At 36.3% G+C, this 19,155-nt stretch carries 18 protein-coding genes; 15 read left to right on the top strand and 3 right to left on the bottom strand.

What is annotated here, in order from left to right:
* Window positions 1-12: 12 nt before the first annotated feature.
* Entirely contained in the window at window positions 13-498 is a 486-nt protein-coding gene (gene coaD, locus D8M05_RS07540) for a pantetheine-phosphate adenylyltransferase (protein ID WP_121130260.1), read from the top strand.
* 623 nt (window positions 499-1,121) lie between these two features.
* On the opposite strand, the gene ylbJ is transcribed toward coaD, so the two are convergent.
* On the bottom strand, window positions 1,122-2,324 hold the full coding sequence (ylbJ, locus tag D8M05_RS07535; RefSeq protein ID WP_121130258.1) for a sporulation integral membrane protein YlbJ: 1,203 nt from the start codon (window positions 2,322-2,324) through the stop codon (window positions 1,122-1,124).
* 366 nt (window positions 2,325-2,690) lie between these two features.
* Between ylbJ and D8M05_RS07530 the strand changes: the two genes are divergently transcribed.
* Window positions 2,691-3,707 carry a SepM family pheromone-processing serine protease gene (locus tag D8M05_RS07530; RefSeq protein WP_121130405.1) on the top strand — a complete coding sequence of 339 codons (1,017 nt, stop codon included), beginning with the start codon at window positions 2,691-2,693 and terminating at the stop codon, window positions 3,705-3,707.
* A 108-nt stretch (window positions 3,708-3,815) separates the two neighbouring features.
* Here D8M05_RS07530 and D8M05_RS07525 read toward each other — a convergent pair whose 3' ends face one another.
* The gene (locus tag D8M05_RS07525) at window positions 3,816-5,033 is read right to left on the bottom strand and encodes a nucleotidyltransferase (protein ID WP_121130256.1); all 1,218 of its coding nucleotides are present in this window, start codon (window positions 5,031-5,033) and stop codon (window positions 3,816-3,818) included.
* A gap of 205 nt (window positions 5,034-5,238) precedes the next feature.
* Here D8M05_RS07525 and D8M05_RS07520 point away from each other — a divergent pair, with 205 nt between their 5' ends.
* The 5 genes from D8M05_RS07520 to D8M05_RS07500 all read left to right on the top strand — a co-directional run bounded on the left by D8M05_RS07520 (window position 5,239) and on the right by D8M05_RS07500 (window position 7,820).
* Window positions 5,239-5,766, top strand: a complete 528-nt coding sequence (locus tag D8M05_RS07520) for a YceD family protein (RefSeq protein WP_121130254.1) — start codon at window positions 5,239-5,241, stop codon at window positions 5,764-5,766.
* A 28-nt stretch (window positions 5,767-5,794) separates the two neighbouring features.
* The gene (rpmF, locus tag D8M05_RS07515) at window positions 5,795-5,968 is read left to right on the top strand and encodes a 50S ribosomal protein L32 (RefSeq protein ID WP_121130252.1); all 174 of its coding nucleotides are present in this window, start codon (window positions 5,795-5,797) and stop codon (window positions 5,966-5,968) included.
* A 186-nt stretch (window positions 5,969-6,154) separates the two neighbouring features.
* Window positions 6,155-6,496: a hypothetical protein gene (locus D8M05_RS07510; RefSeq protein ID WP_121130250.1), complete on the top strand. Its 342-nt coding sequence runs from the start codon at window positions 6,155-6,157 to the stop codon at window positions 6,494-6,496.
* A gap of 26 nt (window positions 6,497-6,522) precedes the next feature.
* Window positions 6,523-7,275, top strand: a complete 753-nt coding sequence (locus D8M05_RS07505; protein ID WP_121130248.1) for an enoyl-CoA hydratase/isomerase family protein — start codon at window positions 6,523-6,525, stop codon at window positions 7,273-7,275.
* A 68-nt stretch (window positions 7,276-7,343) separates the two neighbouring features.
* Window positions 7,344-7,820, top strand: coding sequence for an RsfA family transcriptional regulator (locus tag D8M05_RS07500; RefSeq protein ID WP_121130246.1), 477 nt, complete (start codon window positions 7,344-7,346; stop codon window positions 7,818-7,820).
* A gap of 57 nt (window positions 7,821-7,877) precedes the next feature.
* Here D8M05_RS07500 and D8M05_RS07495 read toward each other — a convergent pair whose 3' ends face one another.
* Entirely contained in the window at window positions 7,878-8,360 is a 483-nt protein-coding gene (locus tag D8M05_RS07495) for an N-acetyltransferase (RefSeq protein ID WP_121130244.1), read from the bottom strand.
* Window positions 8,361-8,597: 237 nt separating this feature from the next.
* Here D8M05_RS07495 and D8M05_RS20900 point away from each other — a divergent pair, with 237 nt between their 5' ends.
* The 8 genes from D8M05_RS20900 (at window position 8,598) to D8M05_RS07455 (ending at window position 19,154) form a co-directional block, all read left to right on the top strand.
* Complete coding sequence (locus D8M05_RS20900) at window positions 8,598-8,984, top strand: DUF3397 domain-containing protein (RefSeq protein ID WP_121130242.1); 387 nt, start codon at window positions 8,598-8,600, stop codon at window positions 8,982-8,984.
* 87 nt (window positions 8,985-9,071) lie between these two features.
* Window positions 9,072-10,688, top strand: coding sequence for a bacillithiol biosynthesis cysteine-adding enzyme BshC (gene bshC, locus D8M05_RS07485; protein ID WP_121130240.1), 1,617 nt, complete (start codon window positions 9,072-9,074; stop codon window positions 10,686-10,688).
* A gap of 753 nt (window positions 10,689-11,441) precedes the next feature.
* Complete coding sequence (gene mraZ / locus D8M05_RS07480; RefSeq protein WP_121130403.1) at window positions 11,442-11,873, top strand: division/cell wall cluster transcriptional repressor MraZ; 432 nt, start codon at window positions 11,442-11,444, stop codon at window positions 11,871-11,873.
* Between the two features lie 46 nt (window positions 11,874-11,919).
* On the top strand, window positions 11,920-12,897 hold the full coding sequence (rsmH, locus tag D8M05_RS07475; protein WP_183072731.1) for a 16S rRNA (cytosine(1402)-N(4))-methyltransferase RsmH: 978 nt from the start codon (window positions 11,920-11,922) through the stop codon (window positions 12,895-12,897).
* Window positions 12,897-13,268 (top strand): cell division protein FtsL, encoded by a 372-nt coding sequence (gene ftsL / locus D8M05_RS07470; RefSeq protein ID WP_121130236.1) that lies wholly within the window; start codon window positions 12,897-12,899, stop codon window positions 13,266-13,268. The genes rsmH and ftsL overlap by 1 nt, the downstream gene beginning before the upstream one ends.
* 12 nt (window positions 13,269-13,280) lie before the next feature.
* Window positions 13,281-15,494 (top strand): penicillin-binding protein, encoded by a 2,214-nt coding sequence (locus D8M05_RS07465; protein ID WP_121130234.1) that lies wholly within the window; start codon window positions 13,281-13,283, stop codon window positions 15,492-15,494.
* Between the two features lie 109 nt (window positions 15,495-15,603).
* On the top strand, window positions 15,604-17,553 hold the full coding sequence (locus D8M05_RS07460) for a stage V sporulation protein D (protein ID WP_121130232.1): 1,950 nt from the start codon (window positions 15,604-15,606) through the stop codon (window positions 17,551-17,553).
* Window positions 17,554-17,681: 128 nt separating this feature from the next.
* Window positions 17,682-19,154: a UDP-N-acetylmuramoyl-L-alanyl-D-glutamate--2,6-diaminopimelate ligase gene (locus tag D8M05_RS07455; RefSeq protein WP_121130230.1), complete on the top strand. Its 1,473-nt coding sequence runs from the start codon at window positions 17,682-17,684 to the stop codon at window positions 19,152-19,154.
* Window position 19,155 lies beyond the last annotated feature (1 nt).

The raw sequence follows: 19,155 nt of genomic DNA, 5'->3' as shown, positions 1-19,155 counted from the left end.
GGAGATAGTGATATGGGAACATTGGCAATTTGTCCAGGTAGTTTTGACCCGATAACGAACGGCCACCTTGATATTATAACTAGGGCGTCTAATATATTTGATAATGTGATTGTTGCAGTATTTAATAACCAAGCAAAGTCGCCTTTGTTCACTGTTGAGGAAAGAATGCGCTTACTTAAAGAGGCAACGAAAGATTTACCTAATATAACAATTGATTCTTCCGATCATTTGCTAATGGATTATGCAAAAGAAAAAAATGCAAGTGCAGTGGTAAGAGGATTAAGAGCAATAAGTGATTTTGAATATGAAATGCAAATTACTTCGATGAATAGAAAACTAAACCCGGAAATTGAAACAATTTTTATGATGACGAATAATCAATATTCTTTTTTAAGTTCTAGTATGATAAAGGAAGCAGCAAAATACAACGGTGATATTTCAGGTTTAGTACCAGAATTCGTTGAACAAGCTCTAAAGAAAAAATTTAATTTCCTTTAGGAAAAAGTGAGTTATTAAAATATTAAGATGGTGTATCCCCTAGGGTGCACCATCTTTTGATGTAGTCTTTTTTAAAAGATTGTTCTATTCGAAGAAAGGAGGTACTGTGAAAAATGTATGAATTGTGTTCTAATTAAAGTCATTTAGTGAAGCCCTCGCTCACCCTAATGATTGCTTTGTGCTTGGACTCGCTTCAGCAGAATACTTCGCTTTCCGCGGGCACGGCCTCAGCCTCCTCGCGGAAAGATCGCCGCTGCGGGGTCTTCGGACACGTGCTTTTCCCGCAGGAGTCTACGTATTCTGCCTCCGCTATGATAGTTGTTCTAATTATTTTGAGGTTATAGACCATATAATCATGTTACGGATAGTTGTTTTCTGTAAAATTAGCATATTTCTAGTTTTATAAAAGTAGAGCAGATACCTCAGTGGAGGAAACACACGAAGACTCCTACGGGAGGACAGGCCTAGGTGAGACTATGGAGTGCGATAGCACGTAGTAGGCTCACCAGCCGCCCGTGGAAAGCGAAGTGTGTTTCCGGAACGACGTGCTTCACACAATACTGAATTAAATATATCAACTCTTTATTTCAATGGCGCAGCAAACAATACAAAAATTCTTGTTTTTACTTTGTCGTTCTCCGATAAAGCAGGATTGCTGCTAATCCTAGGAAGAGTAGTGTAAATATTGGTCCGAATCTATTTAATATATCAAAAACATCAAGCCAGACACTTTCACTTGTAACCCCGTTAACCGGAATATCCTCCATATCAAGGACTTGCCTATCCAGGTACAGCGGTTTATACAGGATAACCGTTAAGAGACTAGCAATGGTACCATGTAAAAATCTTGAAAAAAGGTATGGTGTAAAACGAATATCTGTTTTTGCTAATATACTAGCTACTTGAGCCTGTATCGATAAACCATTAAATCCTAAAATAAAGCTTATAATAATTGCTTGTTGTAGTAATGAATCTGAGGAAATCTGTGATATCATATTTGCCCCAATCGTAATTTCAAATAACCCCGAAAAGAAAGGAATTGCATAATCAACTGGTAGTGAAAGGATTAATAATATCACTTCAAAAAATACTGCAATAATTGAAGAAATACCAACTAAGAATAATAGCTTAATTAAGACTGAAAACAGAACAATAAATCCACCAACCATGACTAATGTCTTGATAGAATTAATAACCGCATCTCCTAATACTTCTCCAAAAGGCCGATTATCCTTTAATCTTGTTTCATGCATTTCTGAAAATGCTCTTTTCAGTGAAGCATTTTTCTTCTTGTCCACTTTGCTTCCTTCTTCTTTTCTTCCATAAAACCGCATGCAAATTCCTACCAAGGCATTCCCGCCGTAATGACAGACGGCTAATAATATGCCTAATTTCGCATCATGAAAGAAGCCAGCAGAGATTGCTCCAAAAATAAATAAAGGACTCGAATTATTCGTAAAAGATACGAGCCTTTCAGCTTCTATTCTTGTTAACTGCTTTTCTTCGCGTAGACGTGAGGCAATTTTTGCTCCTGTTGGATAACCACTAGCCATGCCCATGATCCAGCCGAAGCTACCAACACCTGGAATATTAAATAGTGGCCTCATAATTGGCTCGAATAATACACCAAGAAATTTTACTACTCCAAAGGCAATTAATAGTTCTGCCACGATAAAAAAGGGAAGTAAAGATGGAAAAACAACCTCCCACCATAAATTTAATCCTCTGATACTCGCTTCTAATGTTTCATCGGGAAACTTGATTAATGAGATGGTAATAAAAATAGTTACACTTGAAAATAGTAAAGTTTGTATGATTTGTTTCAAGTAGTTGTCCTCCTAGTAAGTATGGTACAATCAGATAACCTAAGATAAATGTATTTTATGAATGGTGAAATCTTTAATAATCTACCTTTATTTGGTGAAGCGTACTACGTCAATTCTGTACTTCTTTTTCTGATAGTAGTAGAATTATTCTAACTATCTAAAAGAAAGCGAAAGCATAAAACAAGTGGTTGTGCCCGAAATAAAAAAAGATAATTTTGATGAAAATAATTGGTACAAGTCTATATCAATATACGCGCATACACACCATATTTATGCCATACACTTTGATAAAAGATGGAATTCATAATGTTTTCAGGTATAGAAGGGTACATATATAAAGATATGGAAGGGGCTATTATTGTTAGGATGAAATTTACAAAGCGTAATATTATTTATTTAATTATTGTTATTATCATTGCATATTTTTTGGCTTCATATCAGCTTCCTTATTACATTCAAAGACCAGGTGGTGCAGATGCTTTAAATCCGATTGTAGAAGTTGAAAGTGGATTTACTAGTGGTGGGGATATGCATCTTGTCACGGTAAGTGGACTTCAAGCGACGCCTGTTCAATATGCAATAGCTAAAATCTTTCCGCATAACGAAATAATGCCAATAGAAGACGTATTTCCACATGGAATTACACAAAATGAATACATGGAAGCGCAGTTACAAGTGATGGAAAGTTCTCAAGAAGCGGCTACAGTTGTGGCGTATACAGCAGCAGACGCGGACATTACGATAGATTATAATGGTGTCTATGTTGTAAGTGTTGTAGAAGAAATGCCGGCAGATGGGAAACTTCAAACTGGAGATCGTATTATTACAATTGATGGTGTAACAATAGATGATGCGAATGATCTTATTCGCTTCGTTGAAAGTAAACAGGCAAATGATACAATTACTCTAGAAATTATTCGTGATGATGAGACCTTGATGAAGGATATCACTTTGGAAGTCTTTGATGATTTAGAAGGGAAAGTAGGAATAGGGATAAGTTTAGTAACAGATCGCAGTGTGCAAGTAAGTCCAGAAGTAGAATTTTCAAGTGGGAATATTGGAGGACCGAGTGCTGGACTAATGTTCTCTTTGGAAATTTATGACCAGTTGACTGAAGAAGATTTAACAAAAGGATATGAAATAGCTGGTACCGGAGAAATCGATTATGATGGCAATGTTCATCGAATAGGTGGAATTGATAAAAAGATTGTTGCTGCAGATAGAGAGGGCATAGATATCTTCTTCGCTCCGAATGAAGATGGAAGAGAGGATTCCAACTACCAAGTGGCTAAACAAACAGCGGAAGAAATAGGCACAGAAATGGAAGTTGTTCCAGTAGACACTTTTTATGATGCATTAGAATACTTAGAGAACCTAAAATAGGTTTTTTTCCGAGTTTTGTTTTTTCTCAGTTTACATCTTTTGTAAGATAAGTAACTTTTTAGAAACAGCTAATTAAAGAATAAGAGGCCACTTGTCTTGTGTGGTCTCTTATTCTTTTACTATAATTGGTGAACCCAACTCCTGTTTAAAAAGCATCTTCCTTGAATGGGGTGGAAGTATACTATAATAAGCATTTGAAGCATTCTCTTCTAGCTCCATCATTGGATGAGGATTACGATTGAAACGAAAGAGTAATGGTACATCAATTGTTTTCTTATTCATATTTAAATAGTTTTGTCCCGTTTTTGTTATACCTAGAATTCTTATATAAGGGACAGGTGTTTTGTTAATCAACTTTTCTATATCATTTTTTTTGGTATTTGTTAAGATATGTACAAATATGCGTTGTAAACGCGTCCTTGTATAGCGCTTTGTTTTTATCATTTCGATCCATTCGTTGATAGATGTAGCTTGTTTTGCCGTTTTCTTAATTCGGTACTCAAGTCCTTCATTAATACCGTGAATTCCAGCTAACTCTTCGTGTGACATGGTCATTACCCTGTAGTGTAGAAGTGGAAAATAGCCTTCCCATTCGTGAAGGGTTGTAGATTTTTCTTTATACGTCTTAAGTTGTTGATTGGTACCTTCTGGCATGGTAATCGATACTTTCTCGGTTATTCTTCTATTTGTAAAGATTTCCTTTCTAATACTGGTCGCGCTTGCGATTGGATTTGTTATCTCTTCATCATGATAATTATTTTTTGTTCGTTTAATCGTTAAGGGTTCTACCTGAAATTGATTATCTAATATTGTTTTTACGTAACTATATCCTAAAATATTATTAGGCTGTGATAAGTCTATTTCATTTGCGGTTAAACCAATGCTTTCGTATGCATATCGACTTGCTTCTGGGAAGGAGAGTCCTTGATCTAACATCTTTCTTAAGGTTTCTTTGTAGAATGGTTCTTTTTCCTTGTATTTTTCATAGGCATGTAGAAAAAAGGATATATTACCAGATTCGCTACCAAAGCAAATACTATTAACACCTATTTCATGTAGGCTTTTTACAGCACCATTTGCAAAGATGTCACTATTTTGTACTGCATATACGAAGGGAAGTTCAAGAACAATATCAACTCCTGCTTCTAGGGCAGCTTTTGCTCGGTGGAATTTATCAATAATTGCTGGTTCGCCTCTTTGCAGAAAAGACCCACTCATAATGGCAATCATACAATCGGCTTTTGATGCTTCTTTAGCTTTCTCGATATGATACCGATGACCATTGTGAAAGGGATTGTATTCTACGATTAGACCACATGCTTTCATCACTTCAGCTCCTGTCGTAATTTGCTAACTATTTTATCAAATATGGACTTACCGTGCACGCTTTAGCCAAATCATTAATAAATTATTCAAATCATCGTTTAGGTGAAAGTAGAGAGGGAATGATGTATAATGGTGTAAAGAAAAACATATTGACAAAAGTCCTTTTTTCTTTTAAAATAACTCTTGTTGCCTTGAGGTGAAAAAAATGAAGTTTACATTAGGCCAAATTAGAAAAAACGCAAATAATGAACCGTACAAATTTGATGATTTAGTGGATGTTTCTGAACTTGAAAAGATGAACAATGATATACGTGAAATTGATTCTGTGCGAGTGTCAGGAGATTGTACACTGAGAGGAAATCAAATTATCTTCTCCTTTTCTATTAAAGGCGTAATGATTTTGCCGTGTGCACGTACATTAGTGGATGTACCTTATCCTTTTGTAATAAAAGCGACTGAGATATTCTCCACATCGTCATATTTCGGTGAAGAAGATGAGCAAAATGAAATCCATCCAGTATCTGGGGATGTTATTGACATAACCCCTTACATATTGGAAAATATATTATTGGAAAAACCATATCGGGTATTTTCCGAGGATGTAAAGTCCGATGGTATTGAAAATGGAGAAGGATGGGAATTTCTTTCAGAATCTGATAAGAAAAGTACGGTCGATCCACGTCTTCAAAAGCTGGAATCATTACTAAATAAAAAAACGGAAGACAATGAATAATTGCTTTCATTTGAAGGAGGTGTAAGTCATGGCAGTACCTAAAAGAAGAACTTCTAAAAAAGTGAAAAATCAACGTCGTACTCATAAAAAATTACACGTACCTGGCATGGTAGAATGTTCAAATTGTGGAGAATTAGCTAAACCACATCACGTTTGTAAATCTTGCGGACATTATGATGGAAAAGCAGTTGTTAACAACTAATAATGCAAAAAAAAACAGATCACATTTTGTGGTCTGTTTTTTTATGTTAATCTAAAAACAAGCCTGTTTTTGAGTATTGTTGTTTTTCTTGGATAAAGCCGTGGCGTAAAAGATATAAAATGCGAGGTAACATCGAATTTAAAAAAAATATCTGCTTGTACTCTCAAGATCAATAAAGAATTATGAATGCTAATACTCAACGGAGCTATCAAGAATGAAATAGAGCAAGATTCTCATGAAATGAACTTGATAAGCCTTCTCAAGATTGAAATAGAGCAAAACCCTCTTGAAATGAACTTGATAAGCCTTCTCAAGATTGAAATAGAGCAAAACCCTCTTGAAATGAACTTGATAAGCCTTCTCAAGATTGAAATAGAGCAAAACCCTCTTGAAATGAACTTGATAAGCCTTCTCAAGATTGAAATAGAGAAAAATTCTCATGAAATGAACTTGATAAGCTCTCTCAAGAAAATTTCCCGAATTATTGTTACTGCGCATTTTATATCAACAGCGACAAAACATAAATGAGCATAAATTAAGAGGGGGATATAGAAATGGTGGATTATGAACTAGATGAGCAGGGCTATGGGGTAATTACGATTAATAGACCAAAGAAGCGTAATGCTATTTCGAAACAAATGATCCAAGCGCTTGATACATATGTGGAACAGGCAAAAATAGATAGGGTTACGTTTTTGATTATCACTTCCGCTGGAGAGGAAATGTTTTGTGCTGGAGGGGACTTAACGTACCTTCATGGAAACTTATCACCAATTGAAGCGTTTCAGAGACTCGATCCAATGAAACAAGTAAACTATAAAATTGCTACGTTTCCTGTACCTGTAATTTGCTTGTTAAATGGCGATGCAATTGGTGGAGGATGTGAAATTGCAACCGCCTGTGATATTCGAATTGCAAAGGAAGGTACTTCATTCGGTTTTGTACAATCCAATCTTGGTATCCTTCCTGGTTGGGGTGGTGGTACGTTACTATATGAAAAGGTAAATCCCGATTTTGCGTTGCAGTGGTTATTGGAGGGTTTCATGTTAAAAGCGGAAAGGTTAAGGGAAATAGGTTGGATCCATCATGTAATTCCACAAGATTTGTTCTGCGTTCGGGACAAACTATTAAAATCATATTTGAACAAATCTTATAAACAAATGCTCCTACTAAAAGAACAATATAATAAAAAAATGAAAAGAAATGATTTGTTGGAAAAAATGACCCAAGAAGTAAAAAACACTGCAAATATATGGGGTTCGGTTGAACACAAAATGGTAGTAGAAAAATTTTTATCCCGTAAATAAGTAAACAATTATTCTAGTACTCCTATTTTTTGCATACATTTTATAGCAAAGATATAAGGAGGGGTGTTATGAACGAAACACGTCAAGATGCTTGGACAAAGGATGAAGATATTATTTTGGCTGAGACTGTACTTCGTTATATTAGAGAAGGTAAAACGCAACTAGAGGCCTTTAAAGAGGTTGCAAGCGAGTTATCACGTACACCAGCAGCATGTGGATTTAGATGGAATGCAACGATACGTAAACAGTATCACGATGCAATACAATTAGCGAAAGAAGAACGAAAACTAGGGACAAGGAAAGATGTATGGAGTATTGTGAAATCTGACTATCAGGAAAAAGATACGATTGAATCAGCAATCATACTTTTAGAAAAGATGAAGGAAAAATTTCAAGTTGAAAATAGTGTAAGTATGGAAGATCATAATAAGGCAATTGATCAACTAACAAAGGAAAATGCCAAATTAAAAGAAGAGATCGTTCGTTATGACCATGCCTGGGAAGAAATGGGGAAACTGTGGGGGTGGGTCAAGTCTAATAAATAAGATGAAAACGTAAAAGACATGAATGAGAAAGTCATTCATGTCTTTTATGCTGTAATTCTATTTTTCTAGTTCTTTTTCATTTACCCCTTCAGGTAACCAAATTAATGGGTTCTCCCCTAAATCTCTTTCCATATCATAATGTGCTTTTTGAAATCCCATTTTCTCCCAAAAGCCTTGAGAATTAATTCTTGGATTTGTTTTTATCGGTAAATGCTTGCTCTTGGCAAAGTCAACAAGTGCTTTGCCATAGCCTTTTCCTTGATAATCAGGTAAGACTTCTAGTTTCCATAATGCTAAATAGTCCTGTGGTGGATCAAAGTAATGATCATACGATTTATTTATTTCATATAAACTCATTCTTGCCACTAGATTATTTCCAAAGTAAATTCCATAAAATGGAGACCTGCTATTGTTCTCAACAATCTTATTCTCCAAATCTTCCATCATGCTTAATTCTTGGTGTCCATACTCCCGAAAACGCTTAAACATTTCGAGTGTCTTATAATTAATTAGTAATCTTTCTACTTTAATTCCGTACACTTGAAAACCCCTCTCTGTTTTTACTTCTCCACTGTAAGTTATAGATACTATTCTTTCGTGTAAATAACCTATATTACTATTATAGTATAGAAATGCCGTTTTTTAAATAAAAGAAAGTATGGGAATATTAATGTAATATGGGTCAAATTCTTTTCTATCTGTTAAAATAGATATTGTATGTGTATAGCCAAGTCTTACAAGTGAAAAGTAAATAAAAGTGATGGGAAGAAGCGTTGTATGGTTAATGTTCTTATTTATATTTTTGCTTTTTTTATTACGATACCAATCATAGCTACATTCATAGTTTTTTGGCTTTCTGTAAAACGGGGGAAATCAAAACAAAAATCAGTACATGTAGCGGTAAATTGGACCTACCCTTTATTTTTTGTAGCTATAGTCATTCTCTTCAGGGTTATCTTTGATATAGGTATTTTCAGCTATTTATTTATATTCTTATTAACAGTACTTATGATTATTCTTTTTTTACAATGGAAATTACATACGGACATCAAGCTTGCGAAAGCTCTAAAAGTACTCGTGCGTGTTACCTTTTTGGTTTTTCTGTTTTTGTATATTTGTCTTCTATTGATAGGGCTTATCCAACAAATAGTGAGCATTACTTAAGCTCGCTGAGTCGGAATGGATGAAATATAGGTTGTATTTATGTACAATACAATATGGACAATTATGAATAGAAGGAGCATGAATTTTATGCGGATTGACCCTATTAAGTTAACAAACCAAAGTAAGTTAATAAACGATTATCGAAACAATGACAAACGGATAGTTGATTTTTTTGATTATCTTCCATTTGAAAACTTTGAACAAAGGGTCCGCGATTTGGGTGACCGTGTCTTTCCTCGCGAGCTAATAACGGATGTACTGCACACGATTAATGAAAATTGGGATGCTCCAAGTTCAACGTTACATAATATAAAACGTTTAAAAAAGACCGATAGTGTTGTAGTCATCGGAGGTCAACAAGCAGGGCTGCTAACAGGTCCGATGTATACGATAAATAAGGTTATATCAATTATTCAATTTGCAAAACAACAAGAAGAAGAATTAGGCATTCCAGTTATACCTGTTTTTTGGATTGCTGGAGAAGATCATGATTTTGACGAAATTAATCATATATTTATACCGAATAAATCGAAAATGAAGAAAATTAAAGTGGGTCAAAGACTAGAAGGGAAGTATTCTGTTTCTGATTTTCCAATGGATAAAGAAGAGGTTAGACAGTGGATGTATCGAGTTTTTGCTGGACTGCATGAAACCGAATATACGAAAGATTTGTATGAGATGATGATGGACTGCTTTAATAAATCAAATACGTATACTGATTTCTTTGCCCGGATTATCTTCCAATTGTTTAATGATGATGGGTTAGTACTAATCGATTCAGCTCATCCACTTGTACGAAAGATAGAAGAACCTTACTTTGTGCAGATGATTGAGAACCAATCAAAACTTAGTAGCGGAGTATACGATACACTAGAAAAATTAAGACAAGAAGGTTATCAAGTTGCTCTTGAAGCTGACATAAACAGTGGAAATCTCTTTTATCATAAAGAGAATGAACGGATTTTGCTTACATGTAATGAGTCTGGAGATTGGGTAGGAAAGCAAGATGAAGTGGTATTTACTACAGAGGAAATGATTGCTATAGCGAAGCATCAACCAGAAAAGCTTAGCAACAATGTTGTTACTAGACCAATTATGCAGGAAATGCTATTTCCTTCTTTAACCTTTATTGGAGGAGCAGGAGAAATCGCTTATTGGGCTACTTTGAAATCTTCATTTCATGCGATGGGGATTAAAATGCCTCCGGTATTGCCGCGGTTATCTTTTACCTTTATTGAAAGTAGATTAGAAAAATTGTTAGCTAAATTCGGAATCGATGAATCATACGCTGTTAATAATGGTATGCATGAATATAAGGATAATTGGTTAAAATCAAAAAGTAATCCACCAATTCATGAATTGGCAAACACGTTAAAACAGTCGATTGAAATGGCGCATAAACCACTTAAAGACATTGCTACAGATATTCGTTCTGATCTTGGTGCTTTAGCCGAAAAGAATTTACAATACTTATTCAGAGATGTTGAATTTTTAGAGGGTCGAATAATGAAAGGGCTGGAAGACAAGTTTTCTAAGGAATTGCATGAAATAGATACAATTCATCTCATGCTTCATCCAGATGGTTTACAGGAACGTACGTGGAACCCGTTGTTTTATATGAATAAATATGGTGTTGAATTTATTCGTGAGATAATTGAAACATCACTCTCGTTTGAAAATGAACACTATATTATATGTCTTTAAGCTTTATGCACAAGGATGGTTACTGCGTAATAGATGTAAAGTTTAGACTAACTTAATTCAGTATTGTTTAGCTCTCGCTTACACTTATTAATGCTATGTGCTGTAATTCGCTGCGGCAGAATGCTTCGCGGACCTTAGGGCACGGCCTCAGCCCTCCTCGGAAGAAGAACACTTCCTGTGGGGTCTTCGGACACGTGCTGTTCCCGCAGGAGTCTACGCATTCTGCCTACGCTATATTGAGTGCTCTAGATGTTATTAAAGCTATCGAACATAAAATTACGTTCTGGGCAGTTTTTCCTCCCAAAGCATCGTTTTTTTAGTGGAAATCAAGTAGAGCAGGAGCTTAGTGGAGGAAAGACACGAAGACTCCTACGGAAGGATAGGCCTAGGTGAGACTGCGTAGTGCGCTAGCACGGAGGAGGCTCACCAGCCGCCCGTGGAAAGCGAAGTGTCTTTCCGGAACGGTGTATTTAGGAAAACTCTGAATTAAAGAAATCAACAATCTATTAATAGCAATGAACATATTAAAAGAGCCCATTTCTAAGTTGTTTCACTAATACTCACCACTTTCTACCACCACCTTGAAATATAAATGTAAAAAAGGCTATCAACCCTATGTTGATAGCCTTTTTTACATGTTTAATCTGGCGATTTTTTCGTTAGCTAGTCTATGTCTGGAATATTTTTGATAATTTGGTGGTGAATAGTGGGGGGATGTGGTATTATAAAAAATATGAAAGTGGGGCGTACTATATGTTCATGGGTGAATTTAAGCACAATATTGATCCGAAAGGAAGAATTATTGTCCCATCCAAGTTTCGTGATGAACTGGGAGAAGCTTTTGTTGTTACCCGTGGACTTGATAAATGTTTATTCACTTATCCAAAGGAAGAGTGGAAAATACTAGAAAATAAATTAAAGAAACTCCCACTAACAAAAAAGGATGCTAGAGCTTTCACACGTTTCTTTTTCTCAGGAGCAGTAGAATGCGAAGTGGACAAACAGGGAAGAATAAATATTCCCCAACCACTGAGGGACTATGCCGGATTAGATAAGGAATGCGTCATAATAGGGGTATCAGAAAGAATTGAAATATGGGCAAATGAAAGTTGGCAATCTTATGTAGAGGAATCAGAAGAATCATTTGCTGAAATAGCAGAAAATCTGTTGGACTTTGATATCTAAAATACGATGTCCTCTAAGCTCTAGAATAAATGAAGTGGGTGTTATTATGTTTAAACATTATAGTGTTTTAAAAGAAGAAACAATTAATGGACTAGCTATTAAGCCTAATGGTACGTATGTAGACTGTACATTAGGGGCTGGAGGTCATTCAGAAGTAATTGCATCAAGATTAAATGAGGATGGATTATTAGTTGCTTTTGACCAAGACCTTGATGCATTAGATGCAGCCAAGAAACGATTAGAAGGATATAAGAATAATGTATTATTCATTCATTCTAATTTCAGATATTTAGCAGAAAAATTGCAAGAAAACAATATAGACCATATTGATGGGATCCTATTTGACCTTGGTGTTTCCTCGCCCCAGTTAGATAGAGGTGAAAGAGGTTTCAGTTATCAACATGATGCGAAACTTGATATGCGGATGGACCAAACCGGTGACTTAACTGCTTTTGAAATTGTTAATCATTGGCCATATAATGATTTAGTTGCAATTTTCTTTAAATATGGTGAAGAAAAGTTTTCAAAACAAATTGCCCGCAAAATTGAGGCATATCGGAAAACGAAGGAAATAGAAACAACGCATGAATTGGTAGAAATAATAAAAGAAGCAATTCCTGCCCCAGCAAGAAGAAAGGGTGGGCACCCTGCCAAACGGATTTTTCAAGCATTACGTATTGCTGTAAATGATGAATTAGAGGCATTTAATGAAGCACTCCATCAAGCAGCCCGTGTTGTCAGTATGAATGGGAGAGTGGTAGTAATTACGTTCCATTCACTAGAAGATCGTTTGTGTAAACAAGCATTTAAGAAGTGGAGCACAGATAAGGAAACTCCGAAAAATCTGCCAATCATACCTAAAGGCTTTGAGGCACCGTTTAAATTAATTTCAAGAAAACCAATTATAGCTAGTGAAAATGAGTTAGAAGAAAATCGTAGGTCAAGGTCAGCGAAATTACGAATTGTAGAAAAGGTTAACCAATGGGACGCGGAATTTATCTATAAAGAAGGGTGGAAAAAATAATGAGTGCAGAACATGCCCGTAGTTGGCAACAGTTACCAAAACAATCACCAAAGACTGATCAAAAACAACACGCAAAAGTGAAAAGAAAAGGTTGGATAACGAGAGGAGAAAAACTTGTTTACACCATATTCATTGCCGTATTTATTATTGCGGGCATATTCTTGGTTTCTTATTCTTCCACAACAGATACGCTAAACAGAGATTTACAAGTGTTAGAACAACATGTGAAAACACAAACAGTAATTAACGAAGAACTCGTTTTTGAGCAGAAAGAATTAAGTCGTCCAGAGAGAATATTAGCAGTGGCTAAGGAGAAAGGATTAAAAATTCAGGATACGGAAGTAAAACAAGCAGAAACATTTAATAACTAGGGGGGGATTGTCATGCGAAGAAATAAGACAACCCACTTGATGTCTGGAATATTAATTATCGTTTTTTCACTTGTATTTGTTGTCCTTGCTGGAAGGTTTATGTATATTCAGGCAACAGCTGAAATCCAGGGTGTTTCGCTGAATGAATTTGCGGAACAAAAGCGTACAGCATCGTATACGATTGATGCAGAACGTGGGAAGATTTTTGATAACAATGGAATGACACTTGCATACGATATGCCAGTTTACCGACTATATGCAATTCTAAACGAAGAATATACAGTAGATCCAGATAATCCAAAACATGTCGTCGACCCTGTTAAAACGGCAGAAACCTTAGCGCCTATTTTAGAAATGGAATCTAGTGAAATATTATCCTCTATTCAGAATGGAATAGAGGATAATAGATTTCAAGTTGAATTTGGAAATGCTGGAAAGAATCTTTCTCAGCAAACCAGGGATGAAATACTTGAACTAAAGCTCCCTGGTATAAATTTTGAAGAAGAATCCTTAAGATACTACCCGAATGCTATGTTCGCTTCACAAATTATTGGTTTTGCTAGAGAATCAGAAATGGAAGAAGATGGTGAAGTAACGGAAGACATTATTGGAATTGCAGGCATCGAAAAAGAAATGGATGCTATTCTAAAAGGGGAAGATGGTTATATTTCTTATCAACGGGATAAGTATAATAAACGCTTATTGGATCCAAATGAAATCATAAAGGAACCACGTGATGGGGACGATGTTTATTTAACTATCGATCAAAAAATTCAAACCCTTGTTGAAGATGTTTTGACACAAGTTGATGAAGAATATAATCCGGAACGCATTTCAGCAGTTGTAATGAATCCAAAAACGGGTGAAATTTTAGCAATGGGTAATCGTCCTAGTTATAATTCAAATAACCCGGCAAATGTTGAAAATTGGTATAATGATGTAATTTCTACTCCGTTTGAATTAGGATCAACAATGAAAATAATCACTTGGGCAGCGGCGATTGAAGAAGGTGTCTATAACGGAGATGAAGGGTACCAGTCTGGAAGTTACAAGGCTAATGAAGCCCTACAAGCGATTCGTGATTATAATTCTGGAGAAGGTTGGGGAGTTATTCCCTACGATGAAGGTTTTGCTCGTTCTTCAAATGTTGCTGCAGCCAAACTTGTTTGGGAGAAATTAGGGACAGACAAGTTTTTAGAGTATTTGCATGCCTTTGACCTAGATAAGGAGTCAGAAATAGATTTACCAGGTGAAGTAACAGGGAAAATCTTATACAATTGGCCACTAGAGAAAATTACAGCATCCTTTGGTCAAGGTTCTACCTTTACCCCTATTCAACTATTAAAAGCTTCAACAGCTATAGCAAATGGTGGAGAGATGGTCAAGCCATATGTTATCCAAAAAATTGTTGACTCTACTACTGGTGAAGTATTGGAGGAGAATTCAACGAAAGTAGCAGGACAACCAATATCAGAAGCAACGGCAACCGAGGTCTTAGAACTACTTGATCTGGTTGTGAACAGTGAAAAAGGTTCTGGAAAAAAATATCAGCTTGATGATTATATCGTAGGTGGAAAGACAGGTACTGCGGAGATTCCTAACCCCGATGGAGGAGGATATCTTAAAGGGAGAGAAAATTATGTGTTTTCTTTTATCGGGATGGCTCCGATAGATGACCCCAAGCTCGTTATGTATGTATCGGTTAAACAACCAGAACTAGAAAATTCTGAGGTTGGTTCTGATCCAGTATCATTTATCTTTAAGAACGTAATGGAAAACAGCCTTCATTACTTGAATATAGATCCAGATAAAGAGGAAGACCAACAGTCTAAATTGATCGAGCTTCCAAAAATAATTGGTGAGAATTCAGCAAAAACTGCGGATAACCTGAAAGAAAATGGATTGATCGTAACGGTGGTTGGTAATGGAGAAAAGATTGTAAATGCGAATGTAGATGGGGGAGACCGTGTAATTCCTCAAGAACGGATTATCCTAATAACAGATGATCCAACAATGCCAAATGTTAAAAATTGGTCAATGCGTGATATAACGATTTTAGGTGATTTACTGGAATTAAGGTTAGAACTATTTGGGAATGGTTTTGTTGTGACCCAGAGTATAGCGGAAGGCACCCCAGTACAGGCAGATGACTACTTAGGTGTAGAACTCGAACCCCCTAACCTAGAAGAGGAAGTAAAAGAAGAACAGGTAGAAGAGGAATCTTAAACAAAATCTAAAAAAGTAGAATAACAAACCTTCAAAAGATAACAGTGTTCTATTACGTTTTTAATCATCATATAGTTGATACAAGCCTACCTATGAAAAGGGGATGAACATGAAACGCGTATCAACTGTAACGGTTAGAAAACGAATGGTTACTGTTTTTCTTTTTGCAATCATTATCTTTGTGATAATCTGTGCACGATTAGGGTATGTGCAGTTCTTTCTGGGAGACCAGTTAGTTGGACAAGCGAATGACCTGTGGACTAGGGATATTAAGTTCCAACCTGAAAGAGGATTAATACTTGATTCAAATGGTGAAGCGTTAGCGGAAAATGTTACTGCTCCATCCATTGTTATCGTTCCAAGACAAATTACGTCACCGGATGATACGGCCAATAAATTGGCAGAAGTATTAGGGATGTCATCAGAGGAAGTAATGGAAATTATAACAAAATCAGCATCAAGTGTTAATATTCGACCAGAAGGAATAAAGATTTCTGAAGAGCAGGAATCTGCAATTAGGTCTCTTAATTTAGATGGGGTATATCTCGCGAAGGATTCGAAGCGTCATTATCCATTTGGTGATGACCTGTCACATGTATTAGGCTTCGCTGGTATTGATAATCAAGGGTTAATGGGACTTGAAAGCTATTATGACGATAAACTAAGTGGCGAAGAAGGGAGTTTATCTTTCTTTTCTGATGCGAAGGGTGGACGTCTTGAGACACTAGCAGATGTATATAGTGCCCCAACTGATGGATTACATTTACAAACTACGATTAATTTGAAGGTGCAAACCATTATTGAGAGAGAACTAGATTTGGCCGTTTCAAAATATAATCCTGATTCAGCTTTAGCAATCGCTGTAAATCCGAAGACAGGCGGAATATTAGGAATGTCTTCCAGGCCGAATTTTAATCCGGAAAATTACCAGGAAGTTGATCAATCGGTCTTTAATCGGAATTTGCCTATCTGGAGTACGTATGAGCCTGGTTCAACCTTTAAAATCATAACACTAGCTGCTGCTTTAGAAGAAGATTTAGTCGATTTAGAAGAAGACGAATTTCATGACAGTGGTTCGATAAAAGTGGAAGGTGCAACCATCCATTGCTGGAAGAGTGGAGGTCATGGACATCAAAGTTATTTAGAAGTAGTTCAAAATTCGTGTAACCCTGGTTTTGTTAACCTAGGGCAACAATTAGGCACGGAAAAGTTATTTTCCTATGTTGATGCATTCGGTTTTGGGGAACAAACAGGAATTGATTTACAGGGAGAAGCAAGTGGGATATTATTTAAACCTGAAAATGTTGGTCCAGTTGAATTAGCTACGACATCATTTGGTCAAGGGGTATCCGTGACACCGATTCAACAAGTAATGGCTGTTTCTGCAGCGATTAACGGAGGATATTTATACGAACCTTATATAGCCGAGGAATGGATTGACCCACAAACCGATACTGTTGTCGAGAAAAAAGAACCTGTTCTTAAAGAAAGGGTAATCTCTAAATCTACCTCAGAGGAAATTCGTCATGCGTTAGAAAGTGTTGTTGCTAAGGGATCAGGTAGGCCTGCTTATGTGGATGGATACCGTGTTGGTGGGAAAACAGGAACAGCACAAAAGGTTGGACCAAACGGTGGTTATTTAGAAAATAATTATATTGTTTCCTTTATCGGTTTTGCACCAGCGGATGATCCGGAAATTGTTGTGTATGTTGCTGTAGACAATCCAAAAGATACGGTACAATTTGGTGGGGTTGTTGCAGCTCCGATTGTTGGAACTGTTATTGGGGATAGCTTACGAGCAATGGGGGTAGAACCTCGTGCAGATGGCATGGATAAGGAATTTCAATGGCCAGAACAACCTACAGTAGAAATACCTGATTTGGTTGGTCTATCGAAAGGAGATTTAGCTGAGATGATGATTAATCTATCCATTGAAGCAAGTGGCTCAGGGGATACAATTATCGATCAGGCGCCAAGTCCAGGAACGAAAATTGAACAAGGATCCACGATTCGAATATATTTAGATGATGATGAAGAAAACAATAATGACTCTGAATAAATATTTGGTATAATAGATTAGCATCTTATAAAAGAGGGTAGTAATCTTACCCTCTTCTTGAATGGTACCCAAATTGTGCGTATTTACATATTATGTTAAACATCAAGATATATAAAGGATGTTTTAACATGAAATTACAAGAATTACTTATGAGCATAGCCTATCATGATGTAACGACCAATATTCAGGATATTGTGGTAAGTGGTATAGAAATGGACTCAAGAAAAGTTAAAAAGGGTGACGTGTTTGTTTGTATTTCTGGATTCACAACCGATGGTCATCAATATGTATCGGACGCAGAAAAAAATGGAGCAGTAGCAATCATTTCTGAAAAATATATCAAGACAACGGTTCCTTTAATTAAGGTTCAGGATACGACGAGAGCTTTAGCAATGCTTGCAGTGAGATTTTATAACTTTCCAACAAAGGAACTTTCTATAATAGGTGTAACAGGTACAAATGGTAAAACAACTGTAACCTTTTTATTGGAAGAAATCTTCAGGAAATACGGTAAAAAGACAGGTGTTATTGGAACCATTCAAATGAAGATAGGTGATGAAATACAACAAGTCGAAAATACAACACCAAATGCGCTTGATTTACAAAAGTCATTTAGGAAGATGGCAGATGCTGATGTTGAGTTAGTGATGATGGAAGTTTCTTCCCATGCACTGGATTTAGGAAGAGTGAATGGAACGGAATTTGATACCGCGGTTTTTACGAACTTATCACAGGATCACTTGGATTATCATCATACATTAGAGGAATATTTACGAGCAAAAAGTCTGTTGTTTAGTCAATTAGGGAATAGTTATAATAGGAAGAAGCAAAGATTTGCAATTATAAACGAAGATGATTCTTCGAGTGAACTCCTGAAGAAGAGTACTGCTCAACAAGTTCTCACCTATGCTTGTAAGCAGAATGCAGATGTAGAAGCAACAGATATAAGGATAACTACTTCTGGGACTTCATTCTTGTTAAAGACACCAATCGGTCAAACGTATGTGAATAGCAACCTAATTGGAATGTTTAATGTTTATAATATGCTGGCAGCGGCAACTGCAGCAATGGTACAACAAGTACCTTTATTCATTATAAAAGAGGCATTAGAATCAATAACAGGGGTAGATGGTCGTTTTGAGGTTGTTGATGAAACATTAGCCTATACGGTAATTGTCGATTATGCACATACACCCGATTCTCTAGAAAATGTATTACGAACCATAAAGGATTTTAAAGCAAATAATATTTATGTTGTAGTTGGATGTGGTGGTGACCGTGACCGCAGTAAAAGACCATTAATGGCAGCCATTGCTTTAGAGTATGCGGACTATGCTATCTTTACATCTGATAATCCAAGGACGGAGGATCCAGAACAGGTGTTACAGGATATGACGGATGGGCTAAAAGCGGATGATCCCTTCGAGGTGATTGTGGATAGAAAAGCAGCTATTACAAAGGCAATCGCATACGCTAAAGAAAATGATGTCGTCCTTATAGCAGGGAAAGGGCATGAAACGTATCAACAAATTGGAACTATTAAATATGATTTCGACGATCGTAACGTTGCAAAACTTGCGATTAAAGCTAAGGAGCAATGAA

It is taken from the genome of Oceanobacillus bengalensis, assembly GCF_003628445.1.
Classification (GTDB): Bacteria; Bacillota; Bacilli; order Bacillales; family Amphibacillaceae; genus Oceanobacillus; species Oceanobacillus bengalensis.
The sequence above is the reverse complement of the archived record's forward strand: the minus strand, read 5'-3'. Positions and strand labels throughout refer to the sequence as shown.